The sequence below is a fragment of the Psychrobacter sp. M4 genome, from assembly GCF_055699795.1.
Genome location: NZ_CM146740.1, coordinates 1,927,952 through 1,952,318 on the forward strand (window position 1 = coordinate 1,927,952; position 24,367 = coordinate 1,952,318).

Genomic DNA, 24,367 nt, shown 5'->3' on the forward strand with positions numbered 1-24,367 from the left:
CTTATAAAGTCTTTTATTAAAGCATGAAGCGCGTATAACGTAAAGTTAAGTGTTTATTTTACGCCTGCTTGCAGCAAGTCATGTACCGTAATGATAGCATCTAAGCGCTCTTGTTCGTCTATTACCAATAACTGACTGATCGCATTTTCATTCATGACGCTAAGGGCATCTGAGGCACGCATGGTTTTGCTGACTTGACGTGGGTTGCTGGTCATTACCTCATGCATGGGTGTTGCAAGATCGATTCCTCTTTCTAACCCACGGCGTAAGTCGCCATCAGTAAACACTCCTACAACCTTTTGTTCATCGTCAACCACCACCGTCATACCCAATCGTCCCGCAGACATAATAAATAGGGCCTCTTGTAGCGGCGCTCGTTGATCAATAATAGGCAAGCTCTCAGATTCGCTATGCATAAGATCCTCAACCCGCGTTAGTAGCTGACGACCAAGCGCGCCGGCAGGATGGGATAAAGCAAAATCTTCTGAGGTAAAATTACGAGCATGTACCAAGGCAACGGCTAATGCATCCCCCAGCGCTAAAGTAGCGGTAGTACTAGAGGTGGGGGCAAGGTTCAATGGACAAGCCTCCTTTGACTTACCTAGTGTCAGTATGATATCGGCGGCGCGAGGCAACATGCCGCGTTGGTCACGACTGATGCTAATCAGCGGAATGCCTAACCGCTTTACTACTGGCAAGAGAGTCTTAATCTCATCTGATTCGCCAGAGTTTGAAATAGCTAGCAGCACATCACCTTTGACTAACATGCCTAGATCACCATGACCTGCCTCTCCTGGATGCATAAAAAATGCAGGGGTGCCAGTGGAGGCAAAAGTAGCTGCTATCTTACGACCGATCAGCCCTGACTTACCCATACCTGTCACGACCACTCGTCCCTTACACGCCAAAATAATATCGCAAGCCTTAGCAAATCGATCATCTATTTGTTCGGTTAGCAGTGCTAATGCCGCCTTTTCAGTATTAATAGCATCGATAGCATGGCTTATATGTTGATCGTAAGTTTGCTTGCTTGCGCAGTTATTCATGGTCTAACCCGTTACTAGTAATTTAACAATGGCGTATTTTACTATATTGTGATCAATATTAGAAATGCAGCTAAAAACAATGTTGATAAAAACATAGCAAAATCTTCTTAACTTATACAAAAAAAACCCACTTAAAAGCAGGTCTTTTCGTTGGCAAATACGTAGATAATTAGCTTTTATAACCGTCTTAATTAGCTGTTGTCGTCATTACCAAAGTCTTCATCTGATTTGGCACTGGATACGTCATTCTCTGCTGGGGTCTCAAGACCACGATCTTGACCTAAGCCTCCACGCTCAAAACCACGATCCTGACCTAAGCTTCCACGCTCAAAACCCCGGTCTTGACCCTGACCAAAACCGCCACGATTGAAACCGCTACGATTGGAGGCAAAACCGCGTTCTTCAAAGCCACTACCCGTATTACTACCGCGCTCAAAACTAGGGTTTGCGCCTTGATAACCAGCTGCCCCTGGGTTCTGTATAGCGCTGCCTGAAGCTGCTGTAGTTGTCGTACCCCGTGGATTGCGCGCTGGTACTACTGTTGAGATAGCATGTTTATAAACCATCTGACTGACTGTATTTTTAAGTAAAACAACATATTGATCAAATGACTCAATCTGGCCTTGGAGTTTGATACCGTTGACCAAAAAAATAGAAACAGGAATGCGATCTTTGCGCAGTGAGTTTAAGAACGGATCTTGTAATGTTTGTCCCTTTGACATAAAAACTCTCCTAATTATTATATTTTGAATGTTAGTTATTATAAGTGCTTATTTAATTATAATGGTTAAAAAAAGATACAATAATAAATTTTATTCATAAAATGTATTTAAATAAGCACTGATGGTTTCTTGAGTTATGTGACTCTGAAAAAGTACGGTTTTCTTGTAAATATTTCAGTAACTACTTGTTTGTACAGTGCTTTTAATAAATACTACCTAATAGTAACAAAGATAACCGATGTTTGCTTTCTTACCATTTAGTATCAAAATTGATATTAAATTATAACAGTTATTTTGCTTGTAGCTTAGATATTATTACCATTTATTATTGAACAATAGCTTGCCATACCTTTGTTATCTCTTATTACCTGAACGTTAGCGCAGATAATTACCAGCTTGCCTCATTGTTGTCAATGATGATATTACAATTTTGTTACTCTTTTCATCTTCAGCGGGGTCGCTATTTAGATTTTGTAATTGAACTAATTTACGTAGCCAAGTGTACTGTCTTTTTGCAAGTTGTCTTGTGGCATATAAAGCTTTGTTTTGCATTTCTTGACAAGCCATACTACTCGTTACCTCTGGATTAGCACAATCAAAAGTATTATAAAATAGTTCTTTATCCAGATGCGGTTGATCGAAAACAGGATGATTGGTTTGCACCAAATACTCTAATACTTGCCGATAACCGACGCAGCGCATTGATGGCATACTAGGCGTTAAAGCATAGTTATTGAGTAAATAAATAACCTCTGTAACCAGCCCCTCCTCCCACATGATATCCAAACGCTGAGCAATACGCTTATGCAGCCAAGTGCGCTCAGGTATCACTGCCAGTGCATGCCACTGCTGGTCTGGATTGTTAGCTAAAGCTTGCTTAGGTTGCTGTTGCCAATCACTTATCGGTATTTTAGTTTGCAAATAAACTTCAATAGCACGCGTGATACGCTGAGTGTCAGTAGGCTTTAGACGTTTATGACTAATAGGATCAACTCCGGCTAGATACTGGTACAACGCTTCAATACCGTCGTTTTGTCGCCACTGCTCTACTTGTTTACGTACGCTCTCATCACTATCAGGAACAGGGGATAATCCATCGAGTAGCGCCATGTAATACATCATCGTACCGCCAACCAGTAACGGTATTTTATGGCTTTGGTGACAGCGATCGATGAGCAGGGCTACGTCGTTGACGAACTGAGCTACACTATAAGTTTGAGTAGGATCAATAATATTAACTAAATGATGGGGATAACGCTCAAGCTCAGCAGCTGACGGTTTGGCTGTCCCGATATTCATATCGCGGTATATTAGTGCCGAGTCTACTGATATCAGCTCATAGCGCCCCGTATCATATAGCTCATAGGCAAGTGCAGTCTTACCACTGGCCGTTGGCGCCATCAAGCATACCACACTGTTATCAGGCAGCTTTTGAGACAATTTTTTTGATAAAACATGAGAGGACATACGATTACCTTGGTAAGTCATATAATTAGCAGATTATATAAATAGATTAGCTAGTTTGAGACGACAATATTGATACCACTAAAGCTGGCGTATCTACAGTCCCTATTGCTTGCTTAGTTACTAGCGCCCCAATATCAGTTGTGAACGCTAGCAAATCCTGCGTCGACATCTGCGCGGCATAGCGACTTAACTGCTCATTAAACTGTCTGGCATCAGCTGGTATTTCGTTGTTAAAGGTATTTGACTCAAACAATGAGTCTAGATTCAACTGCCAAGCCTTTGCGCTCACAAGTAGTAATTTATTTCCATAATAAAGCAACAGCCATGGCAATGAGTCCGTCTCACTTTCGGGTCTTACACCTAACTCGTGGCTATTTGAGGACTGGTTGCTTGCCAAATTATTTTTAAAAGAGGTATGTTCAGAATGGCTATGTTCAGGCAAACTCCTGACTGGTAGCTGACTAATAACGTCTAAACAATAAGGTAGAGCTAGAAGATCATCTGTCTCAGACGCCTCAATAGTATTGGTTAAACCTGTACGATTAGTACTACCTTTATTTGTGGCTACTTGCTTATCGCTAAAATTTAAATCAGCTTGTAGTGACTGCTCTAAATCCTCCCGAGTAATCGTCTTCGAGTATTGATAGTCGTGCTTTGGCGCTTGCACTTGCGGCAATAAAGACGACGTTTTCAAAAAACTATTGGAAGCATCAACTTTAATATTATGATTTAATTTTCGCGGCACAAAGACTTCTTTGTTTGAAGAGTCGGGCTTATCTAGCGCTTTAAGTTTAAGGCGAATACTATGACTTAGATGCGCTATGATGTTGTTCAGCGGACTAATCTTAATGCGCTGTTTGGTAGGATGGACGTTGATATTGAGCCAGTGAGAAGGTAGATTGAAGTACAACGCGTAACCGAGACCTTTAAAATTAGCGCTTTGTGCCAGCTGGCGCAGCTGATTACTAACAATGGGTTCTTTTATCAGACGCCCATTAATATAAAGCAGTTTTGGTAGCGCGTCTTGCTGATCATTTATTGGCCACAGCCAACCGCTAATACTAGCTTTATTGCCTAGACTTTGTTCAGTGGCAGCTTTGGTAGAGTGCTGCAAAAGGCTGGATAAATCTACTGTCACCGCTATAGCGCGATCATTTAGTACTACACCTAGCGCCTGCTCAAGACGTGCCAAAGGTAAAAGTGGCAAATGACTATCACTACCATCTAAACTACTGGCCGTATTTAAGTTATTAGTAGCATGAGTCAGCGTACCCGATAAAGATAAACGCTTTTTATTATCATGATAAAGGCTTAGCGCTACATCAGCGCGCGCTAAAGCGACCTCACAAACGATAGTTTCAATGTGACCGAATTCGGTAGCAATAGACTTAAGATTGCCGCGTCGAGCTGGCACGTTGAAGTATAAGTCCTTTACTGTCACCGTTGTTCCGCGCTTATGGACGACAGGCACCAAAGTCGGCGTCTGAGCCAGAATGCCTGCAACCTGTAACTGGCGACCAATACCGCTATCATCGTGACTGCTAGTCAGTGTCAACCGAGAGACTGCAGCCGTCGCAGCCAATGCTTCACCGCGAAACCCCAAAGTTTCAATACCATGCAAGTTAGCCACGTCGGCAACTTTGCTGGTCGCATGGCGGGTAATCGCCATTACCATATCATCAGGATGAATACCGCTACCATTATCAGTCACTTCAATCATACCCATACCACCTTGCGTAATACGCACTTCAACACGGGTAGCACCAGCATCAATAGCGTTCTCAAGCAATTCTTTCACTACTGCAGCAGGGCGCGTCACTACCTCACCTGCTGCTAATTGATTGATCAGCAGCGGCGATAACTTTTTGATGCGAGTCTTAAGATAATCATCTGACATTAATGGGTTTTATATGTTGCATACTCTTGTATATTTTGTAGATAGTAGATCAAGTCTATATGTTAGAGAAAATCTAGGTAAGTTTTTGGGTCGCAACTACACTTTTATTAGCGATAAATCTAGACCCTGAGCCTGGCCTACTTTTGAGAGCTGCAGCTCTACTTGGCGTGAATCATCAACGCCTTGGGTGATATCAATAAATAAAGTTGGCGGCGGTAAATAACTGTCTGCTCGGCTTGGCCACTCTATAATAACCAGCGCATTTGGATCATCGAGGTACTCATCAAAACCTATGAGCGACAATTCCTCAGGATCTTCTATGCGGTATAAATCCGTATGATAGACCAGCTTATTGGGCTTATTATCTTGCTCAATACTATAAGGTTCAATCAAAGTATAAGTTGGGCTTTTTACTGCACCTTTATGACCGATGGCTTGTAGCCAATAACGTGTCAAAGTCGTTTTGCCAGCGCCCAAGTCACCTGACAGCCAGACACTTCCTGACGATACCAAGGCGGCTAGCTGCTGAGCCAAACGTTCGGTATGAGCCTCTGAATACAGAGTTAATATTTGAAAATGTTTATTGTTGATGGAGGTATCGTTAACGTTAGACATCAGACTTTACCTGCCTCTTGTTTTGTATGAACTTGCTCTTTTGAATGCACCTGCATGGTAACTGACGGATTGACAAAACGCTCACCACAAATTAGCTTCTCATACATATCGGCATCATGCCACTCACTACGCACTTGCTCGCTAAATTCAAAGTCTTTGAGTGTCAGCTTACCCATCTGCTCGTTTGCCACATCATCGGCGAAACACTGTGCATAACCCGTTGCTGTCTCATGCGCAATAACCGAGTAAACGCTGACATCCGCTTCACCATTTTGCATTTGCGTCTGCGCTAGAATCTCTTTTGCCCAAAAAAATATCACCCGCGAGAACTGCTCTGCCGATGGCGATACAGGCAAGCTTATCCAGCGTGCGCTAAACTTTTTGCAAGCAGCAATATATTCAGGATCGTCTTGGTTCCAAAAACAAATGGCGTGATCGAAGCTGTCTATAATATCCTTGATAGAGGACTTCAATAGACCAAAATCATAAACCATTTGTCCATGGTCGAGACGGTGAGCTTCTAAAATCAATTCGATCTGATAGCTGTGCCCATGGATAGAATGTTTGCAGCGCTCAGAGCTACAGTTGCGCACAATATGAGCATTTTCAAATTTGAAGAGTTTACGAATACGCATAAGAATAAGTTGACCCAAGTTGTGAGTATTATTTTGCTAGATAACATTACCAAGGCGATTAGGCTAATAAGGTACCAAACATAATAATCAGCGAAGCGCTTATTATAGCAAATCACTATGTATCCGTAAGTAAGCGCTTATTAACGTAACTGCATTAAACATTAATAAAACCTGTCAAATATTGCACGGCATTTCTAAAGATAAGTACTCTACCGCCTAGCCATTTTGAGCCAGGGAGAGAGAACTGTAATTCGGGAAGTGATTTGGAGACGCCATACATCGCAGCACCTACAACGAAAACTTGTAACACAGGCGGAACTTTAAGCTCTAAAAATTTCATAGTATCACCCTATTAATACTTATTAACAATCCTGCAACCAGCCTGCCTCTAACGCTGCATTTAGATAATGGGTCATCCAAGCGTGAATCTCAGGGAAATCGTCAGCGATAAAAGCATGAGCACTGGCAACTTGCGAGTACTTGACGCTTGACTCCCGCCAAGTTTTGCCTTCACTATTTATGTTATGCAAAAATGGTAATAACCTATCGACCACTTTTAATAGCTTAGTCTCTAAGCTATTACCTGTCTCTTGCTCTTCCCAAAGTTTAGATAGTTCAGTAACTGCATTGCCATTATGTTTCTCTAAACGCTTTACCCCTTATCGCTCAGCGTTGTGAGCGCTGGTTCTATTGACGTCATATAAAAAAGTGTCGCCCGCATCAATCTCACCTAAGTCATGGATTAGTGCCAGCTTTAATAGCTTCTCTTCAGAGATAGCCAGATTAAAACTTCTTGAAATTGTCCAGCAAGCCATAGCTAAATGCCATGAATGCTCCGCTGAATTTTCAACACGCAATCCACCGTCGATGTAAGTACGGCGATTGACAAGCTTTAGTGCATCAAGCTCCAGCAAATACTCTGTAATGGCATTTAGATCATCTGGCAAGGTAGGCTCCTTATTTAAAATTTATTACTTAATAACTAAAAACTACTTTTGCACTATAGCCACTACTTGTCTTGCATGTTGTTAGATATCTAAAGAACCTCAACAAGCCTAATCTACAAACTTAAAGAATAGTGATGGTAATCCATCTCACGCTTGTAGCCTAAAGATTCATACAGTTTTTGTGCGCCAATATTGTCTGGCGCTGTCTCTAAGCTTATGCCTTTAGCTCCAGTGCTAATGGCATAATCTCGAGCCGTATTAAGTAACTGTTTACTAGTGCCTTGCCCGCGTAATTTGTCGATCACATACAAATCATTTAATATCCAAGTTCGCACTGCAGACACTGAGGAGAAGTTTGGATAAAGTTGGGTAAAGCCAACCGCTTCACCTTCCGCGTTTATGGCTAGAAATATAACTGATTCCCTATGCTTAATTCGTGCTTCTATAAAAGAGTGCGCCAAATCTAAGTCGCTAGGCTTGTCATAAAATACTCGGTATTGATCGAATAAAGGGGCAACTAGGCTTATGTCTGCTATGGTAACTTTTACAATTTGCATTTTTTCTCGTTGTTTACTTGGTTCACTTATTTCATTCAAGAGGTTTATTCCTTCAAACAAACATCTCTACCATTATCTTCTCAATCTCTTTATAAATCAGTGCGCCATAGTGCTCGTGACTAATAGCTAACAATAAATCCCTCTCTTTTTTTATATCAACGTTACTGGCTTGAGCGACTACGTATTTCTCATAGATAATCGGACACAGCTCAAAATGCACACCTGAAAGCAGATATTTTCCTGCTCCAAAATCGCCACTAACCACAGCATTTTTGCCATCAATATAGGTCGCTACAATATCAAAACTAGCATCTGCATCGGCTGAAAAATACGCACCGCCATGATAATAAACGTGGTCTTGCTGAGCATTAGCATAGTTTAGAGTGACCATAGCTTTGGACGACGTTTTTTCATCATACAGCTGCCCATTAGTAAATGCTTTTATACTGCCAATAGCGGTTCCTGAAAAAAAGGCCAACTCACGATCGCCATTGATCTCATAGCCTTGTTCTGAAGATTGCCCTGAGAATTGAATTTCACGTGCGCCATAATAACCGCCGGCACAAATACCGATATAAATATTACCTTTACTAATAAACTTGCGGATAATATCATTACCTCGCCCATTGAGCTTTTGGCAATAAGGTAGGTCAGCGCCGCCTGGCATAATTAAGATATTTTTACCTTTTGATTCATTACTAAGCTTATTATCAAGAATGTCTGCGCTAGAGATGGTTTGTACAGTGGCAATAGAATCTATTTTTAGTTTTTTTGCCACGGCTGCCAAAGCAGATTTGACACTGAGCTCACTGCTGCCTGCATCGCTATAAACCCAGATTGTGACTTCCTTATCTACCATAAAACCTACTATCCAAGCGCTGATTTATTGTCAGTAAAATAAAAGTTGAAACTCAGTGAGCAATAGTATACTTTAAATCCAGGTACACAGTTGTACACTATATATTAATAAGCAAGGAGTAGCTATGACAACCGTATTAGCATCAACGAAACGCTGGTTTATGTCTCATGAGCAGAGTACTTTTTTTATAAAAGCTATTCTTGGATCGATAATGATTGCAATATTCGCGCAGATCTCTGTCCCCATGTATCCGGTGCCCATTACGGGACAAACCCTAGCTGTTACGGTGGTGGGATTAGCATTAGGCAGGAAAGCTGGTATCGCAGCGGTACTTCTATATCTGTTTCAAGGTGCTATTGGTCTACCTGTCTTTGCTACGGGCTCAGCTGGACTTGCTGCGTTCTTTGGTCCTACTGGCGGTTATCTATATGGATTTATCGCCTCTGTCGCCATCTTAGGTTACTTCAGTGATAAAGGCATTTTAAAAAGCTATGTTATGAGCACCTTAGTGGCGCTGATAGCCACTGCTGCTGTCTTTGTATTTGGTCTTATCCATCTCTCCTTTTTTGTACCCAAAGGCACGGTATTACAGTTTGGGTTGTACCCCTTTATTATTGGTGGCATTATCAAAGCAGTACTAGCGGCAGCTTTAGTAGTACCCACTCATAACTTTTTCTCAAAGTTATAATTTTGAGTCTACTAGCTGACCTAGTATGATAAATAATAAGCCAAATACTTTAAGTATCTGGCTTATTTATTAATCAGCGTTCAACGCTTACCTGTCGCTAATTCCGCTCTATGCAGATTATCATCAGAGTCTACAGGCGTGCTAATAAAGGTTAAATACGCTTCGTATTGCTCAAGGACATCGTTAATGACTTGCTGCTTAGTGAGTCCCATCAAATCATAGCCACCAGAACCTGTTTGCGTGGTCACCTCCAATCGGTAGTAAACATCACTGACGGGTGCCATTTTGCCACTAAAGGTAGGCGACGGCGTTTCAACCATAGAAACTTGATAATAAAAGTTATTTTGCGCATCGGAGGCGACTTTTAATAAAGGGCCGCCGATATCAATATCATTATCTATATGCGGAATACTATCACGCTCAATCTTGTAACCTTGGCGTTCAAACTCACCAGCCACGTCATTGAGCGCTGGGCGTACGATACGATCAAGAAATTGTACCGCTTCACGCTTAGAGGGATAAGCGAGCATTTGTCCCAAGCGCTGCTTCCATGAACGTTCAGGTAGATGACCGCCACTTGGCGTTATAGAAGGACGGCGCAGTACTTTACCTTCGTTCTCAGCACGTTCAATTCTTAAGGCTTTGGAGAAAGAAAACATCACTAAATAAACAATAATAGTTACAGGAAGAGCGAAGATAAGAGTCGCATACTCCATAGTAATAACACCGCCCGCTATCAACATGGAGATGGTCAGTATCGCTGTCAGTAGCGCCCAAAAGATACGTAGCCACTTAGGACCGTCCTCGCTTGGATCAGGAATTGAGGTCGAGAAGTTTGACATGACCATCGCCCCTGAGTTGGCACTGGTAATATAAAATAAAAATCCTGAAAGTGTAGCTAAAGCGATCAATATAGTTGCGCCTGGGAATAACTCAAGCAGTGCATACCAACCACGTTCAGGGCTTTCAACTGCAAGCTCAGCAAAAGCGGTATTACCTTGTAAGACCTCATAAAGTGCTGAATTGCCAAAGAAAGAGACGATAATAAAGTCGCACAATACCGGTACGGTAATGGCGGCAATAACGAACTCGCGTAGAGTACGGCCGCGTGATATTCGCGCCAAAAACACCCCAACGAACGGTCCCCATGCCAACCAAAACGCCCAAAAGAACAGCGTCCAACTGCCCATCCAAACGCTACTACCTGGCACATAAGCAAAAGTTTTGAACATCCGTGCGGGTAGAGTAACAAAGAATTGACCCAAGTTTTCAACCAATGCATTTAACAAAAAGGCGGTCTCGCCTGCGATCAAGATAAACGCCATCATCGCCACCGCACTCCATAGGTTCAGCTCCGATATCCAGCGGATACCGCGATCAACCCCTGAGGTGGTTGCCAAAATTGTCAAAACAACAGCGCCAACCACCAGCGCAATCTGTAGCGTCAATCCTTCTTCTAAACCAAATAACTTTGAGAAGCCGACGTTTAGCAGTACCACGCCAATTCCCATGGTCGTTGCGACACCGAACACCGTACCAACCAGCGCTATAGTACTGATACCATGACCGATAGGCCCCATGACGCGCTTACCTAGCAGTGGATAAAGCGCCGCTCGAATCGATAACGGCATCCCCCAACGATAGGCAAAGTAGCCCATAGCCATGCCAAGCAGTGCATATATCGACCAGCCTGCAATACCATAATGAAACATCGTCCAGACCACAGCATCTTGCATGGCAGCGGCGCTTGAACCCTCACCAGAAGGCGGGGTCAGATATTGTACCACGGGACCTGTGACAGAAAAGAACAGCATATCGATGCCAACCCCAGCAGCAAAGAGCATCGCCGCCCAAGTCCCAAGCTTGTACTGTGGACGCGAATCGTCAGGGCCAAGACGTATACTCCCCGCTTTAGATAGCGCTACCCAAAGCACAAAACCAATAACAATCACCATCGTAATCACGTAATACCAGCCAAGATTGGTGGCAATCCAGTCGACAACGGTTTTCATCGTAGTACTGGCACCAGTAGGTAAAAAGATGGCCCATATCGAAAAGGCCACAATCACTAGTGATGAGATAATGAGCACGCTCCAATTAATATGAGGCACGCTGTTTTCTGTGAGCTCTTGCGCCCCTTTTTGGAGATCGTTGCGCGATATCGGTACGTCTTCATCAAAAGGTTTGGATTGACGTTCGGTACCGCCAAACTGTTTGCGCTCAAACGGCGTACGTGTGCTTTGATTTGACTCAATTGTTGAAGGGTTTGGTTGTCCTGCTTCATTTAGGTCATTATCATTGGGTTCATTGGCCATTTTTCCTCCCTGTATTTAGCTTGGCATATCAAAGCGAGCACGATTTTAGGTGTCATTTAAGTGACGCTTTAATTAACGCTGTATTTAAGAATAGGATTATGTCATATGCTGAATAATTTGATAGTAGGGATAAGCGCTATATTTGCATGACGGCTATAAAATTAGGTCAGTATAAATTACAGGTTTTGATTAAAAGCGAGTTATTGTTTAAGGTTTGTTTTTAAATATTAGATTATTAAATGTTAGACAAGGCTGATTCAGGGACACAATTAAATGAGTAGACATAAAAAAACTGAGCATGATACTCAGCTTTTTATCCAGATAAGGATAACTATTTAGATAAAGACGGTTAGCACATATAAAGCCACTAAAGTTGCGATAAAGAACACAACCAATAACCAACTAACAGTGTCCACTTTACCAGGAATCACATACCAGCCATCCTGCTTGACCGGTAGATTCTGTTCGCGATACATCTGTTTTTGACCTTTAATAGTGTAGACGGAGATCTCATTTTGACGCCCGTCTAACAACAAACTCACTCCGATAGAAATAGGTACGTTCACTATAAAGCCAATGGCGCAGTACCAAGGCCAGGCAACATCGGTTTGCGTAGCGGCTACCCACACTGCCAAAAACCCTGCGGCAACGCCGATTAATAATCCGCGCTCTGTCGTATGCTGTGAGTAGAATCCAAGCAGATACATACTAAGCTTAGCACCAACGAAATAAGAGCCTACTTTGGTTAGCAGCTCCAATACCGAGCCCTCACTTTGAGAGAACAAAATAGCCGGTATGATAATTAGACCTGCCCATATCACGGTAAACCAGCGCGATGCCTTTAAGTAATGAGTAGATGACGCGTTCTTTTTAAAGTACTTTTCATAAAAATCAAGCGTAGTTACTGTAGATAAAGAGTTAAGCGCTGAATCAAGACTCGAAAGTGACGCTGCTAATACTGCCGCAGTAATAATACCTAAAAGACCCGGCAGGCCCGTATCTGCTGCAAACTGCAACACAATAGTATTGTTATTGTCGAAGTCTTGACCATTGTAGTAGCTATAAAACAGCACGCCTAATAATAAGAATACAAAATAGACGAAAAAGGCGGCAAACCCCATGAATAAAAAGGACTTTTTGGCATCACCAATACTTTTAGCAGTAAGCGCGCGCTGTACCACCATCTGATTGGCACCATAAACGGTCGTATGAAACATCACCATCGCTATCACACCGGTCCACACGGTAGCTTCTACTTTAGAATCCAAAGTAAAATCTAGGATGTTCATCTTGCCATTAGCTTTTAGCTCTGAGAGAGTCGTCATCAATGGCTGCGGTAGATCGGTTAATAAGAAATAAAAGATGATGCCCGCCCCTATCATCAAAATAACCGACTGGATGACATCAGTCCATATGACCGCGCTGATACCTCCCATCAAGGTATAAGCCAGCGCCACGATGGTAATGACTACAATGGCAAGATTGATCTCTATACCGGTAATAAAGCTGAGCACTAGTGCTGTCGCATACAGTACCGCTGCTGAGGATAACGTTTGGGTCATCATAAAAATGATCGACATTACACTACGAGCTTTTTTACCAAAACGCTGCTCTTGATAGTCATAAATGGAGGCGACACCACTATTATAGAAAAAAGGTAAGAATAGCGTGATGACTATAAATATCACTATAGGGTAGTTGATGTGAATCATCATGACCCCAAGGCCACTTGCGTATGACCAAGCAGGTCCACCCAAAAACGACATGGCACTAACGTAGGTCGCTAATATCGAAAAACCAATAGCCCACCAAGGAATTTTTTTACTACCTAGATAATAATCTTCAGCACTGTTAACATTTTTGCTAAACATCAAACCCATTAGCAAATTACCGATAAGATACACAATCAATATAGTCCAATTAAGTAGCCCAAAACTTCCCATATGCACGACTCACTCTTTATTATCAGTACTAAGTTTGAGATTACAATTGGGACTACATTCTGATGAATGGCTCCAATCTGTGACAAGTGGTTATTAAACACACTTTTTAAAATATATAACAGCATGTAAATATTAATGTGATTATCATGTAACACTTATCAAAATATTCATATATGAGTGTAAACAGCAAACTTTTTTCTTTGAGTATAGTTCAGACATTTTAGAGATGTTATGACTAGTGTTTTTACCCATCAATCCGATGAATCGAAAATGAATCAATAACTCCCTTATTTATACGTAAAAATTTCATACGCAAAAAAAAAGCTTATCTATGACAGATAAGCTTTTTGGGTAATTAAAATAAATCAAATATCAAACTCAAGTGCTCTATCCCCATCTGCATCTTGAATACGCGTCGGCAAACCAATGTTATTTAGTAAGTTAATAAAGGGTTTAGGATCAAGCTCTTCGACATTCACCATTTTGCCTGCATCCCATGTACCTGTAGCGACTAGTATAGCAGCCGCAACGGGCGGTACACCTGCAGTATAGGAGATACCTTGATTACCGACCTCGTTGTAGGCATCCTTATGATCGGAGATATTATAGATAAACACCTCGCTATCAACGCCGTTTATTTGTCCTTTGACTTTATCACCGATGCAGGTCTTGCCTGTATAGTTTGGCGCAAGGGAACTTGGGTCTGGCAATACCGCTTTGACTACTTTTAAAGGAATAACCTCTTGCCCTTCGGCGGTCACGACTGGCTGCTCAGATAACAATCCTAAGCTCTGTAGTACAGTAAAGACGTTGATGTAATGCTCACCGAAGCCCATCCAAAAGCGTATATTGGGCACGTCTAAATTGGCCGATAACGAATGAATCTCGTCATGACCACTTAAGTAACTGTTTTGCATGCCAACGACTGGCAAATCATCGCTGCGTTTGACCTCAAACATCTTGTTAGATTGCCACTGGCTATCTTGCCAAGAGTAGACCGTACCGGTGAATTCACGGAAATTAATCTCAGGGTCGAAGTTGGTGGCGAAGTACTTGCCATGACTGCCTGCATTAATATCAATAATGTCAATATCGGTCACCGTGCCTTTATCCATCATGTCATAGCCGATACGCGCATAAGCGTTGACCACACCGGGATCGAATCCTACACCCAAAATCGCTGTGACATTATGGTCCGCACAGCGCTGTTTGCGTTGCCATTCATAGTTGTCATACCATGGCGGCGTCTCACAAATCTTGCGTGGATCTTCATGAATGGCGGTATCGATATAAGCTATACCTGTCTCAATACAAGCTTCTAGTACACTCATATTGATAAAAGATGAGCCGACATTAATAAGGATTTTAATGCCCGTATCGTTGATAAGTTTGATAAGCGCTTGACTGTCCATCGCATCGACTTGATGGGTATACAAGGTTGCAGGAATCTTAAAACTGTCTTTATCCTGTACACTTTGAGCGATAGCAGCGCATTTATCCTCGGTACGTGAGGCAATATGAATCTCGCCGAGCACATCATTATGCATCGCACACTTATGCGCGACCACTTGAGCGACACCGCCTGCGCCGATGATGAGTACGTCTTTTTTGCTAGGCTTAGCTTGTTGGTTTGTGTTCAATGAACAATCCTCCTTTGTGTCTCTGTTGATACCATCGATAATGGCTATGCAAAACAGAAACGAGTGAATGATATGCGTGAATTAAAAAGGAAGACCGAGGAAAACCCACGCACCCGTCGAGCAAAGACTATTATTTGAATAATAGCTACTCTTAAATAATAGCCACTCTGCCCGGCGCAATTATAACAATTTTTATAGTCTTTTTAGCACTATTTAATGATTAAAAATTAAGACAAACTTGCTTTGTAGTCTTGATAATCAAACTTACGCTGGATATCAATGCTACCATCTAAACGACGAATAACAATCGCTGGCATGTCAACACCGTTAAACCAGTTTTTCTTGACCATGGTGTAACCTGCGGCATTACCAAAGGCTATTTTATCGCCTATTTCTAGCGGTTTTTGGGTAGCATCTACCAAGTCATATTCACCGAAGATATCGCCCGCCAAACAAGAACGACCATAAATAATCGTATTGTTAGGAGCGTCATTTTTTTGCTCAGCATTAGCAGGCACAATATCAACTGATTTATCGTTGATAGAAGTAATGGATGCTGATTCTTGATAGATCAGTAAATCTAGCATGTGCGCCTCAATAGACGCATCGACGACGGCTAGGTTTTTTTCGTTATGCATGGTATCGAGCACCGTTGTTACCAGTGACCCTGACCCATGAATGCTCGCCTCCCCTGGTTCCAAATAGACTTGTACGCCATACTTTTCGCTAAAGCCTTTTAATCTGTCTGCAAGCTTTTCTAGCGGATAATCAGACGCTATGAAATGAATACCACCGCCCAAGCTTACCCACTCAAGCTTCGCTAAAACGTCACCAAATCTTGCTTCGATGTCGGCCAAGCTCTCGCTAAACGCTTCAAAGCTATCATTTTCGCAATTGTTATGAATCATTACCCCAGTAATATCATCCAATACAGCGACGATTTTATTTTTATCATGTTCACCAAGCCTGCTAAAAGGGCGCGCCGGATCAGCAATAATAAACGATGAATTGCTGGTCTTAGGGTTCAGGCGTAGTCCTACTGGGATATTTTTTGCTTGTGCCTTATCTTTGAAGGCAGTGAGCTGCGAGATAGAATTAAAAATAATCTTGTCGGCATAGTTTAATACTTCGTCTATCTCATCCGCACTATAGGCCACGCTATAAGCATGGGTTTCTTTCTTTTCTTTGTTGTTGGCAGCACTATTATTGCCAAAAGTTTCGTAGCCTAAACGTACTTCATTCAAAGATGATGAGGTGGTGCCATGTAAGAAGGGCTGCATGACCTCAAACACGCCCCATGTTGCAAAGCATTTAAGAGCAAGCAAAGCCTTAGCGCCAGATAATTGACATAAACGCTCAATAATCTGCATATTGGCGACGATAGAGGCTTCATCGAGCAGATAATAAGGCGTTGGGAGCGCAGATAAAGGAGTAGATAATACTGTTTTTGTCGAATTCATAAGAGATAACCTAGTAGCTACTGATAGCGTCATGACAGACCAAAATAATTACGCTATAGTAGGCTAAATTCATCACAATTAGAATACATTATGTCACTTTCAACTGATTATACCAGTAGCTCAAAGACTCGTGCTGCACACCCGCTTGAGACAACAGATATTAATTTGGATGCACTACATCCTGATGCTCGCGCCGTATTAGACTTTTGGTTCGACAAAGATAATGAACCCTATTGGTTTGAAAAAAATGATAACTTCGATCAGCAAATCTATGATAAGTTTGGCAAGATATGGCGAGCAGCGAAGCGCGGCGAATGCGTAGTTTGGCGCTATAATGACAGACAGGCAGATTTTGTCGATTCAGTTGTAAACTCAGCAGGACGCTTGGCTGAGATCATCGTTTTGGACCAATTCTCGCGTAACTTGTGCCGTGATCAAGCTCAAGCTTTCGCTCAAGATGGTATGGCACTGGTGCTGGCACAAGAAGCTATCAAACAGCCCCAATTTGACAATCTGCCAATGGAATGGCGTCGCTTTACCATCATGCCGTTCATGCATTCTGAATCATTGATGATTCATGAGCGCTATCTACCCTTGTTTGAACAGTTAAACGATGCTCAAACCTTAGATTTTGAACATCGTCATTTAGATATTATCAAACAATTTGGACGCTATCCGCATCGTAATGATGCCTTGGATCGAGAGTCGACTGACGAAGAAGAAGCTTTTTTGCAGCAACCGAACTCTTCATTTTAAGACCATCCTCATTTTAAGAATGGATAAAAGTAGCGAGTAAGTTTAATAATTAACCTCACCAGTGCTAAAGGTAAATGCTTTGGTCTCAAGTGTCTTATTGTCTACTAACACATCGAAGCTTACGCGGTAGTCACTATTGCCGTAGAGACCGCAGTTCTGACCTTTTTTGCGACCTATCTCGCAGCTTTTTAAACTATCGGTAAGGGGTAAAATAAACGCCTCATTATTTGGCAGCTCATACTCAGTACCTTTATAAGGATCATTACTATAATCAAGTAGATCAATAGGCACGTTTATATTGCGCTGGACATCGCGAAACCTAACATTGCTGACTTTAATACTTTTGGCAGTAGGCATACTAATATAGATAGGCTGACCAATAGGATCTATACCCAAGTCCCGTCCTGTTCCTGCGACCGGGCTTGGAAATTCATTATATAAAGCAGTATTGGTATTGGTCACATCAGCACAAGGATAAGTAAATAGCCCTTTTACGGTTTTATCCACTGTCTTTTTATCGGCTGAAGAAGCATTCACCAAGACGTAACCCTGAGATTTATCGGCATCCTTATTATGCGGAGTATAAGCCACCATGCCTGAGCCTGTCTGGCTAAGATTAGGGGTCATGAGCAGACGCATATGATAAGGAGCAGCTAACAAAGACTTTGTCATGCCCTGTGCTGCGTAATCAGGGGAGGTAACTCTACCTGCTGAGCTAAAATAGGTAATTTGTGAGATGTTTTCAGCGACGCCATAAGCTAGGTTTGAATAATTTGCTTTAACTAAGCGGTCTTTAAAACTAACACCCGTAAAAAATGGATTATTACTTCCAGTCCAATCTTTGATGTCTGTAATTTTATTTTCATAATGGGCATTAAATGTGGTTGGTCTACTATTAGAAAACACGTGCTGTATGTACTGTGCATGTTGGGTAGCAATTTTGGTCAGCTCTTTGTTTTCGGTTACTGCGCTAAGTCCGCAGCTCTGTCTTTGTAAGCTAAGCAAACTTGACCCTACTTTTGCTGAGACGTCATAGCTTTTACTTTTGACATCTGTGATAGTCATTTCAGCTGCTCCAGTCGGTAATATGGCTACGCTGTTTGCAGGATTGTCGGTAGGTTTATTGACATCAGATGAGTCGGTAGGTTTAGGCGGTTTTGTGCTATCGGTAGCGTTTGAAGACTGAGTTGGTGGTTTAACCGTATCGGTAGGTTTTGTTAGCTCAGGTGTATTGACAGGTTCGGTTGGTTCATCAGCTGCTGATGGTTTGATAGTAGTGGGTGGACTTGCATTATTTGAGCTATCATCTGAACCACCGCCACCGCAAGCTGTTAAAAACAGTGTTGAAAAAAGGGCAATAGCAATGCTTTTCTCTGCTGCATTAAAAGTCATCATTTATCCTAGGGTAGTCAAGTGAGTATATTGGGCGACCATAGTCAAAATGAGCAATAATTATGCCAAACGATAGAAAAATTACCGTTTGTAGCCATAAAAAAACCGTCCATAGGGGACGGTCCAAAAAATACAGGCTCTGAGATTAATTTTAGTAATAGTTTAAAACTGATTTAAGAATTGATTTCTCCTTAATTTTTTTGCTTAGGCTATTTTTTTAAAAGATAAATTCTTATACATTCTTTTTGGGGGGAGCTGAGGGGTTTTGCCTTATTTTCAAATCACTATTGTTTTCAAGCGCCAGTCTTATAGGAGCAAAGCTGCGCCGATGTTCAGGTAACACCCCATGAGTATCGATAGCTTCCCTATGCAGACGAGTTGGATAGCCTTTGTGCCGAGCGATACCATATTGCGGATACTTAGAATCAAGCACATACATAGTTTGGTCGCGGCTCACTTTTGCTAAAATACTAGCTGCCGCAATACTGGTATGACGCGCGTCTCCCTTTATCCACGCTTGACAGTCAAGACTCGTTTTGTCTAAGCCTATCTTAGCAAGTTTTGGATAATTGAGCTCTGGACAGCGATTACCATCATAGAGTATTTGAGCTTGCAGACTACCAGATGCCAATCCTGCTGCTTTCGCAGTTTGATCCGCTACAACCTCTAATAATGCTTCGGTGCATAAACGCATACCTAGTATAGTGGCTTGTAAAATGTTGATCTGGTCAATGACTGCTGGCGAAATATCAGCGATAATATATCCGATAGCCTGCTGCTGGATTAGCGGATATAAAATCTCACGTTTTTTTTCACTTAACTGCTTAGAATCTGTCAATATCGATAGCGGTGTTTCTTGCAGCGGCTGCCTCTCAATAAGATCTGACCATAACGACGGTAAGATTGCCGCCGCCACATTCACGCTGCCCAAAAGTGGTCCGCGCCCTGCTTCATCAACGCCTATTTGTAGCTTTAGGGCTTTTGAATCTTGAGATATGATTGAGCGTTCAAGTGTCTTATACTCAGCAGCTAGTTTGACAAGATTTAATTGACCAAATAAACGTATAGGCGCGGCTAAATTAATATACTGACCTTTAATATCGATATGTTCAATATCAGTTTTTATTTCGATGGTTTGATTCTCAAAGGTGCTATCTACAAAAAAGCTATTATTCATATGATTGGGGTTCTTATGATCGTTAAAGCTAACCTTTAGTTTGCATATACCACTGCTCAACGACGCTGTGGGCAGAGTCATGATTGCTTTGCTGTTGTAAAATCTGCTTAGTGGTAACTAAATCTTGCAATTGTTCGGCATAAGCGCGCGGCTGCAATACGCGCAGCACAGTACGGCAAATATTATCGCCCGTTGCCTGCTCTTGGATAAGCTCGGGCACAATAGCATCACCTGCCAAAATGTTAGGTAGCCCCACGTAAGGCACCTTTACCAGACGCTTAGCAAGCTCAAAGGTAAGTTTATTGAGCTGATAAACAATTACCATGGGGCGTTCAAGCAGCATCGCCTCAAGCGTTGCTGTGCCCGAAGCTAGCATCACCATATCAGAGGCTGCCATCGCTTGTTGGCTAAAGGCAGGTTGACTCTCATCATAAATCACCGCAATAGCACTACGCAGCTGTTCAGTACGCTGATCGATCACGTCTTGCACGATATATTGATGGTTTTGATCCACTGTCGGAATAATAAAACAAAGCTTGGGATCTAATAATAATAACCTTTGAATACCGTCAAGCATCAATGGTAAAATCGCGGTAATCTCCCCGCGCCGTGAACCTGGCATGACACAAATGAGCTGACTTACATTGTCGAAGCGTTCAATAAAAAACTGCTGTAAACCGTCGTTATGCCACACCAACTCACTGCGCAGCTGATTGATCGGAGTTTCTATTAGCGTCTGATCCATGGTATGCAGTAGCGGATGTCCCACGCATATCGCTGGATGATCGTGGCGCTCATACACCGGCAGCTCAAAGGGAAACAGGCACAATACTAAATGGGTCGCCGCTTTAATACCGTGAATACGTGACTCGCGCCATGCCCAAATAGAGGGGCTGACATACTGGACACAAAACACACCTTTAGGTTTAAGCTTTTTGGCAACACGTAGATTAAAATCAGGGGCATCAATACCAACGAACCAATCAATATTGGTCGCAGCAAAAGCAGTTAATAACTCTCGTCGCGCTTTAAACAGATCCGGAAGCTGGGAGAGCACTTCAACCAAACCCATCACGGCAAGGCGCGACAGCGGAAAAATACTCTGCAGACCTTGCGCTTGCATTTGACTACCGCCCACCCCTACCCAAACGATATCGTCGCGCAAATTATTCATCTGAGCCATAAAGTCAGCGCCCAAACTATCGCCCGATACTTCACCGGCAACGATACCGATGACCAGCGTATTTTTTGGTGACTGATGACTGTCTTTTAAACCGTTAGAAACCTTGGTAGACGCTTCAGTAGCTTTAGAAGGCACAGTAGAAACAGGCATAGCAAGCTCTCGATAATGACAAAATAGTAGTGCTTTGATGTTAATATTTTATACAGTGATTTAAAAAATGACTTTAAAACTTAGTAATTCCAAACTCAAAAAACAGCAACTTTAAAACCCATACTTTACCGGATTATTTTAAAGATTTGTGGCTCTATCATACGTGACGCTAAAGCCAATAGCTAAGTTATCATCATCACAAAATCACTTTGTATACCAAAATGACAAGCAAGTATAACAAATTTTTGGTTTTACCATCTCTGTTATCAATCAATTAACTATAAGGCTGCCCTTGTCAACGGACACTTTTCGCTCCATAATAAGTATTCCTACTTATTAGTTAGACGATACGATCATGACTACAACAGTTACTTACAATGCAGACATTGATGATGTGAATATTGAAAAATTTATCCCTTTAATCACGCCAGCTGCACTAAAAGCCGAGCTACCACTTTCAGAGTCCGCTTATCAGACGGTCTCAAACGGTCGCCGTACTATTCAAGATATCTTGGATGGTAAAGACAAGCGTTTGTTTATCGTTATTGGCCCCTGCTCTATTCACGATATAAAAGCGGCACATGAATATGCCGATCGTTTGGCAAAATTAGCCAAAGAGCTTGAAGACACTATATTTATTGTGATGCGAGTTTATTTTGAAAAGCCGCGTACCACTGTGGGCTGGAAGGGTATGATCAATGATCCTGATATGAACGATAGCTTCGATATCGAAAAAGGTCTACGTACCGCGCGTAAACTATTGATTGATTTAAACGAAAAAGGTTTGCCTTGTGCGACCGAAGCTCTTGATCCCAATACGCCGCAGTATATGCAGGACTTGATCAGCTGGTCTGCTATTGGCGCGCGTACCACTGAAAGCCAAACTCACAGAGAGATGAGTTCAGGTTTGTCGTGTCCTGTCGGTTTTAAAAACGGCACGGATGGCGGTATGACGGTTGCTGTTAATGCTATGCAAGCGGTCAAAGCAGGTCATAGCTTCTTAGGTCTATCAGCGGATGGGCAGGTTTCTATTATCAAGTCTAAAGGCAACCCTTATGCACACGTGGTACTGCGCGGTGGTAATGGTAAACCAAACTATGATGAGACAGCTGTTAGCGAGGCTGAAAACCAGCTTGCTCAAGGTAAAACCAGCACTAAGATTATGATCGACTCAAGCCATGCCAACTCGGGTAAAGATCCTTATTTGCAGCCGATGGTTATCAATAACGTCGCTGAGCAAATTCAGAACGGTAACAAATCTATCATTGGTATGATGGTTGAGAGTCATCTAAAAGGCGGCAATCAAAAGCTTACCGCTGATTTAAGCCAGCTTGAATATGGCAAATCCATTACTGATGGTTGCCTTGATTGGGAAAGCACGGTTACTGCGCTGCATAACCTGCGTGACATGATAAAAGATGTGTTGCCTAATCGCTAACAAAAACAGCAATCCTGTTTTGATATAGCTTTATAAAATAATATCCAGCACTAAAAAGCCTATCTTTGAACTGCCCCCCATAAGTTGGACACAATTTATGGGGGTTATTTTATGCGTTACGATCTAGACTTTAAGATCAAAGTCATAGCATACTACAAGCAAGGACATAGCGGACATGCTACCAGTGAGAAGTTTTCTGTAAATCCGCGGTTTGTCAGCAAATGGGTCGAGCAATATCAACATGGTGGCATAGACGCTATCAAGCCTAAGGTCGATAGGACTAAATACAGTAGCGACTTTAAGTATAAAGTGCTCGCTGTGATGTTATCAGAAGGACTAAGTCAGTCTGAAACTGCCCTTAGGTTTACTATCAGCTCACCTGCGCTTATTAGCCACTGGCACAACGCTTATCGACACTACGGTATGTCTGGACTCACCTCTAAATATAAAGGTAGTAATCCTATGACCTCTCCTATCACAGACAAACCTGATGAGGACAAGACCCTAGCAGAGCTCAAACGTGAGAACGAGTATCTACGAGCGGAGAATGCGTATTTAAAAAAGCTCGATGCCTTGCTCAGAGCGGAGGAACAAGCAGACAAAAAGCAAGGCTCATCGAAGGACTAAGACAACAGCACGTGTTATCTGACTTACTCACCATAGCAAAGCTTGCAAGGAGTAGTTTCTACTATCATAGAGCGAGTCTTTGGGATAAAGACAAATACGCTCCCTTGAAACAGCGCATCCGTGATATCTACCACCAGCATAAAGGTCGATATGGTTATCGTCGAATCACTCAGACACTTAAGAATGAAGGACTAAAGGTCAACCATAAGCGGGTTGCAAGGCTTATGGGACAGCTTAAGCTGACTGCCAGAATCAGACGACAAAGGTATCGATCCTACAAAGGACAGTGCGGCGTTATAGCTAAGAACAGGGTCAAGCGTAAGTTCAGAGCAGGTGCGCCTAATCGCAGATGGTTTACTGACATCACTGAATTTAAGGTTGGTAGTGATAAGTTGTATCTATCACCCATACTCGATGGCTACAACAATGAGATCATCAGCTACGAGCTTTCAAGACGACCCGTCTATAACTTAGTCAAACAGATGCTTGAGCGTGCCGTTAAAAACATACCTGCAAAGCGCAAAGAGGAGCTCACCCTGCATTCAGATCAAGGCTGGCACTATCAAATGAAACCGTTTGCAAGTACGCTTAGAGCGAATCATATTAATCAAAGTATGAGCCGTAAGGGTAATTGCTTAGACAATGCATTGATGGAAGGGTTCTTTGGTACGCTCAAATGTGAGACGATTTATATTGAGAAACCGAATACCATTGAGGATTTAGAGCAACAGATTCATGAGTATATCCACTACTATAATCATGAGAGAATTCAACTTAAACTAAAAGGACTGAGTCCTGTAAAGTACAGAACTCAGTCCTTTCTTTAATTAACCGTCCAAGTTTAGGGGGTCAG

20 protein-coding genes and 2 pseudogenes are annotated in these 24,367 nt (G+C 42.3%); 5 read left to right on the forward strand and 17 right to left on the reverse strand.

From position 1 onward, the window contains the following. Nucleotides 1-53: 53 nt before the first annotated feature. The 10 genes and pseudogenes from ACR63N_RS07840 to ACR63N_RS07885 all read right to left on the reverse strand — a co-directional run bounded on the left by ACR63N_RS07840 (nt 54) and on the right by ACR63N_RS07885 (nt 8,745). Nucleotides 54-1,046 carry a KpsF/GutQ family sugar-phosphate isomerase gene (locus tag ACR63N_RS07840; protein ID WP_367106969.1) on the reverse strand — a complete coding sequence of 331 codons (993 nt, stop codon included), beginning with the start codon at nt 1,044-1,046 and terminating at the stop codon, nt 54-56. Between the two features lie 191 nt (nt 1,047-1,237). Next, entirely contained in the window at nt 1,238-1,768 is a 531-nt protein-coding gene (gene hfq, locus ACR63N_RS07845; protein WP_367109499.1) for an RNA chaperone Hfq, read from the reverse strand. Nucleotides 1,769-2,143: 375 nt separating this feature from the next. Next, a complete protein-coding gene (gene miaA, locus ACR63N_RS07850; RefSeq protein WP_472781811.1) occupies nt 2,144-3,256 on the reverse strand; it encodes a tRNA (adenosine(37)-N6)-dimethylallyltransferase MiaA in 1,113 nt (370 codons plus the stop codon). A gap of 25 nt (nt 3,257-3,281) precedes the next feature. Then, entirely contained in the window at nt 3,282-5,132 is a 1,851-nt protein-coding gene (gene mutL, locus ACR63N_RS07855; protein WP_472781812.1) for a DNA mismatch repair endonuclease MutL, read from the reverse strand. Between the two features lie 96 nt (nt 5,133-5,228). Continuing rightward, complete coding sequence (gene tsaE, locus ACR63N_RS07860; RefSeq protein ID WP_367106965.1) at nt 5,229-5,747, reverse strand: tRNA (adenosine(37)-N6)-threonylcarbamoyltransferase complex ATPase subunit type 1 TsaE; 519 nt, start codon at nt 5,745-5,747, stop codon at nt 5,229-5,231. Then, nucleotides 5,747-6,382, reverse strand: coding sequence for a 6-pyruvoyl trahydropterin synthase family protein (locus ACR63N_RS07865; protein ID WP_367106964.1), 636 nt, complete (start codon nt 6,380-6,382; stop codon nt 5,747-5,749). Before ACR63N_RS07865 ends, tsaE begins: the two co-directional genes overlap by 1 nt. A gap of 154 nt (nt 6,383-6,536) precedes the next feature. Beyond that, nucleotides 6,537-6,722, reverse strand: coding sequence for a hypothetical protein (locus ACR63N_RS07870; RefSeq protein ID WP_367111532.1), 186 nt, complete (start codon nt 6,720-6,722; stop codon nt 6,537-6,539). Nucleotides 6,723-6,744: 22 nt separating this feature from the next. Further along, nucleotides 6,745-7,329 (reverse strand): annotated as a pseudogene (locus ACR63N_RS07875) (HD domain-containing protein). Between the two features lie 113 nt (nt 7,330-7,442). Next, nucleotides 7,443-7,886, reverse strand: a complete 444-nt coding sequence (locus ACR63N_RS07880) for a GNAT family N-acetyltransferase (RefSeq protein WP_367106961.1) — start codon at nt 7,884-7,886, stop codon at nt 7,443-7,445. Between the two features lie 52 nt (nt 7,887-7,938). Further along, entirely contained in the window at nt 7,939-8,745 is an 807-nt protein-coding gene (locus tag ACR63N_RS07885) for a BPL-N domain-containing protein (protein WP_367110038.1), read from the reverse strand. A 124-nt stretch (nt 8,746-8,869) separates the two neighbouring features. Here ACR63N_RS07885 and ACR63N_RS07890 point away from each other — a divergent pair, with 124 nt between their 5' ends. Beyond that, entirely contained in the window at nt 8,870-9,433 is a 564-nt protein-coding gene (locus tag ACR63N_RS07890) for a biotin transporter BioY (protein WP_472781813.1), read from the forward strand. Nucleotides 9,434-9,513: 80 nt separating this feature from the next. On the opposite strand, the gene betT is transcribed toward ACR63N_RS07890, so the two are convergent. From betT to ACR63N_RS07910, 4 genes are all read right to left on the reverse strand, one after another. Then, nucleotides 9,514-11,748, reverse strand: a complete 2,235-nt coding sequence (gene betT, locus ACR63N_RS07895; protein WP_367106958.1) for a choline BCCT transporter BetT — start codon at nt 11,746-11,748, stop codon at nt 9,514-9,516. A 335-nt stretch (nt 11,749-12,083) separates the two neighbouring features. Continuing rightward, entirely contained in the window at nt 12,084-13,691 is a 1,608-nt protein-coding gene (locus ACR63N_RS07900; RefSeq protein WP_367107013.1) for a sodium:solute symporter family transporter, read from the reverse strand. Nucleotides 13,692-14,056: 365 nt separating this feature from the next. Next, the gene (locus ACR63N_RS07905) at nt 14,057-15,331 is read right to left on the reverse strand and encodes a saccharopine dehydrogenase family protein (protein ID WP_472781814.1); all 1,275 of its coding nucleotides are present in this window, start codon (nt 15,329-15,331) and stop codon (nt 14,057-14,059) included. Between the two features lie 227 nt (nt 15,332-15,558). After that, nucleotides 15,559-16,791: a carboxynorspermidine decarboxylase gene (locus ACR63N_RS07910; RefSeq protein ID WP_367111530.1), complete on the reverse strand. Its 1,233-nt coding sequence runs from the start codon at nt 16,789-16,791 to the stop codon at nt 15,559-15,561. A 90-nt stretch (nt 16,792-16,881) separates the two neighbouring features. Here ACR63N_RS07910 and ACR63N_RS07915 point away from each other — a divergent pair, with 90 nt between their 5' ends. Beyond that, on the forward strand, nt 16,882-17,547 hold the full coding sequence (locus ACR63N_RS07915) for a DUF924 family protein (RefSeq protein WP_472781815.1): 666 nt from the start codon (nt 16,882-16,884) through the stop codon (nt 17,545-17,547). A gap of 42 nt (nt 17,548-17,589) precedes the next feature. On the opposite strand, the gene ACR63N_RS07920 is transcribed toward ACR63N_RS07915, so the two are convergent. From ACR63N_RS07920 to lpxB, 3 genes are all read right to left on the reverse strand, one after another. Next, on the reverse strand, nt 17,590-18,942 hold the full coding sequence (locus tag ACR63N_RS07920) for a CAP domain-containing protein (protein WP_367106954.1): 1,353 nt from the start codon (nt 18,940-18,942) through the stop codon (nt 17,590-17,592). 229 nt (nt 18,943-19,171) lie between these two features. Continuing rightward, nucleotides 19,172-20,116 (reverse strand): ribonuclease HII, encoded by a 945-nt coding sequence (locus ACR63N_RS07925; protein ID WP_367110042.1) that lies wholly within the window; start codon nt 20,114-20,116, stop codon nt 19,172-19,174. Between the two features lie 28 nt (nt 20,117-20,144). Next, nucleotides 20,145-21,449 carry a lipid-A-disaccharide synthase gene (gene lpxB, locus ACR63N_RS07930; protein ID WP_472781816.1) on the reverse strand — a complete coding sequence of 435 codons (1,305 nt, stop codon included), beginning with the start codon at nt 21,447-21,449 and terminating at the stop codon, nt 20,145-20,147. 355 nt (nt 21,450-21,804) lie between these two features. Between lpxB and ACR63N_RS07935 the strand changes: the two genes are divergently transcribed. The 3 genes and pseudogenes from ACR63N_RS07935 to ACR63N_RS07945 all read left to right on the forward strand — a co-directional run. Continuing rightward, nucleotides 21,805-22,887: a 3-deoxy-7-phosphoheptulonate synthase gene (locus tag ACR63N_RS07935; protein WP_367104383.1), complete on the forward strand. Its 1,083-nt coding sequence runs from the start codon at nt 21,805-21,807 to the stop codon at nt 22,885-22,887. A 111-nt stretch (nt 22,888-22,998) separates the two neighbouring features. Continuing rightward, a complete protein-coding gene (locus ACR63N_RS07940) occupies nt 22,999-23,514 on the forward strand; it encodes a transposase (RefSeq protein WP_367105913.1) in 516 nt (171 codons plus the stop codon). Beyond that, a pseudogene (locus ACR63N_RS07945) lies at nt 23,499-24,341 on the forward strand (IS3 family transposase); the annotation flags it as partial. The gene ACR63N_RS07940 and the pseudogene ACR63N_RS07945, both read left to right, overlap by 16 nt. Nucleotides 24,342-24,367: the final 26 nt, after the last annotated feature.

Excerpts from the sequence above, each read along its gene's own strand:
- mutL (WP_472781812.1), bottom strand. The coding sequence starts at position 5,132 with ATGTCAGATGATTATCTTAAGACTCGCATCAAAAAGTTATCGCCGCTG.
- ACR63N_RS07880 (WP_367106961.1), bottom strand. The coding sequence starts at position 7,886 with ATGCAAATTGTAAAAGTTACCATAGCAGACATAAGCCTAGTTGCCCCT.
- ACR63N_RS07870 (WP_367111532.1), bottom strand. The coding sequence starts at position 6,722 with ATGAAATTTTTAGAGCTTAAAGTTCCGCCTGTGTTACAAGTTTTCGTT.
- ACR63N_RS07910 (WP_367111530.1), bottom strand. The coding sequence starts at position 16,791 with ATGAATTCGACAAAAACAGTATTATCTACTCCTTTATCTGCGCTCCCA.
- ACR63N_RS07920 (WP_367106954.1), bottom strand. The coding sequence starts at position 18,942 with ATGATGACTTTTAATGCAGCAGAGAAAAGCATTGCTATTGCCCTTTTT.
- tsaE (WP_367106965.1), bottom strand. The coding sequence starts at position 5,747 with ATGTCTAACGTTAACGATACCTCCATCAACAATAAACATTTTCAAATA.
- ACR63N_RS07900 (WP_367107013.1), bottom strand. The coding sequence starts at position 13,691 with ATGGGAAGTTTTGGGCTACTTAATTGGACTATATTGATTGTGTATCTT.
- miaA (WP_472781811.1), bottom strand. The coding sequence starts at position 3,256 with ATGACTTACCAAGGTAATCGTATGTCCTCTCATGTTTTATCAAAAAAA.
- ACR63N_RS07940 (WP_367105913.1), top strand. The coding sequence starts at position 22,999 with ATGCGTTACGATCTAGACTTTAAGATCAAAGTCATAGCATACTACAAG.
- hfq (WP_367109499.1), bottom strand. The coding sequence starts at position 1,768 with ATGTCAAAGGGACAAACATTACAAGATCCGTTCTTAAACTCACTGCGC.
- ACR63N_RS07935 (WP_367104383.1), top strand. The coding sequence starts at position 21,805 with ATGACTACAACAGTTACTTACAATGCAGACATTGATGATGTGAATATT.
- ACR63N_RS07915 (WP_472781815.1), top strand. The coding sequence starts at position 16,882 with ATGTCACTTTCAACTGATTATACCAGTAGCTCAAAGACTCGTGCTGCA.
- ACR63N_RS07865 (WP_367106964.1), bottom strand. The coding sequence starts at position 6,382 with ATGCGTATTCGTAAACTCTTCAAATTTGAAAATGCTCATATTGTGCGC.
- ACR63N_RS07885 (WP_367110038.1), bottom strand. The coding sequence starts at position 8,745 with ATGGTAGATAAGGAAGTCACAATCTGGGTTTATAGCGATGCAGGCAGC.
- ACR63N_RS07840 (WP_367106969.1), bottom strand. The coding sequence starts at position 1,046 with ATGAATAACTGCGCAAGCAAGCAAACTTACGATCAACATATAAGCCAT.
- ACR63N_RS07890 (WP_472781813.1), top strand. The coding sequence starts at position 8,870 with ATGACAACCGTATTAGCATCAACGAAACGCTGGTTTATGTCTCATGAG.
- betT (WP_367106958.1), bottom strand. The coding sequence starts at position 11,748 with ATGGCCAATGAACCCAATGATAATGACCTAAATGAAGCAGGACAACCA.
- lpxB (WP_472781816.1), bottom strand. The coding sequence starts at position 21,449 with ATGCCTGTTTCTACTGTGCCTTCTAAAGCTACTGAAGCGTCTACCAAG.
- ACR63N_RS07925 (WP_367110042.1), bottom strand. The coding sequence starts at position 20,116 with ATGAATAATAGCTTTTTTGTAGATAGCACCTTTGAGAATCAAACCATC.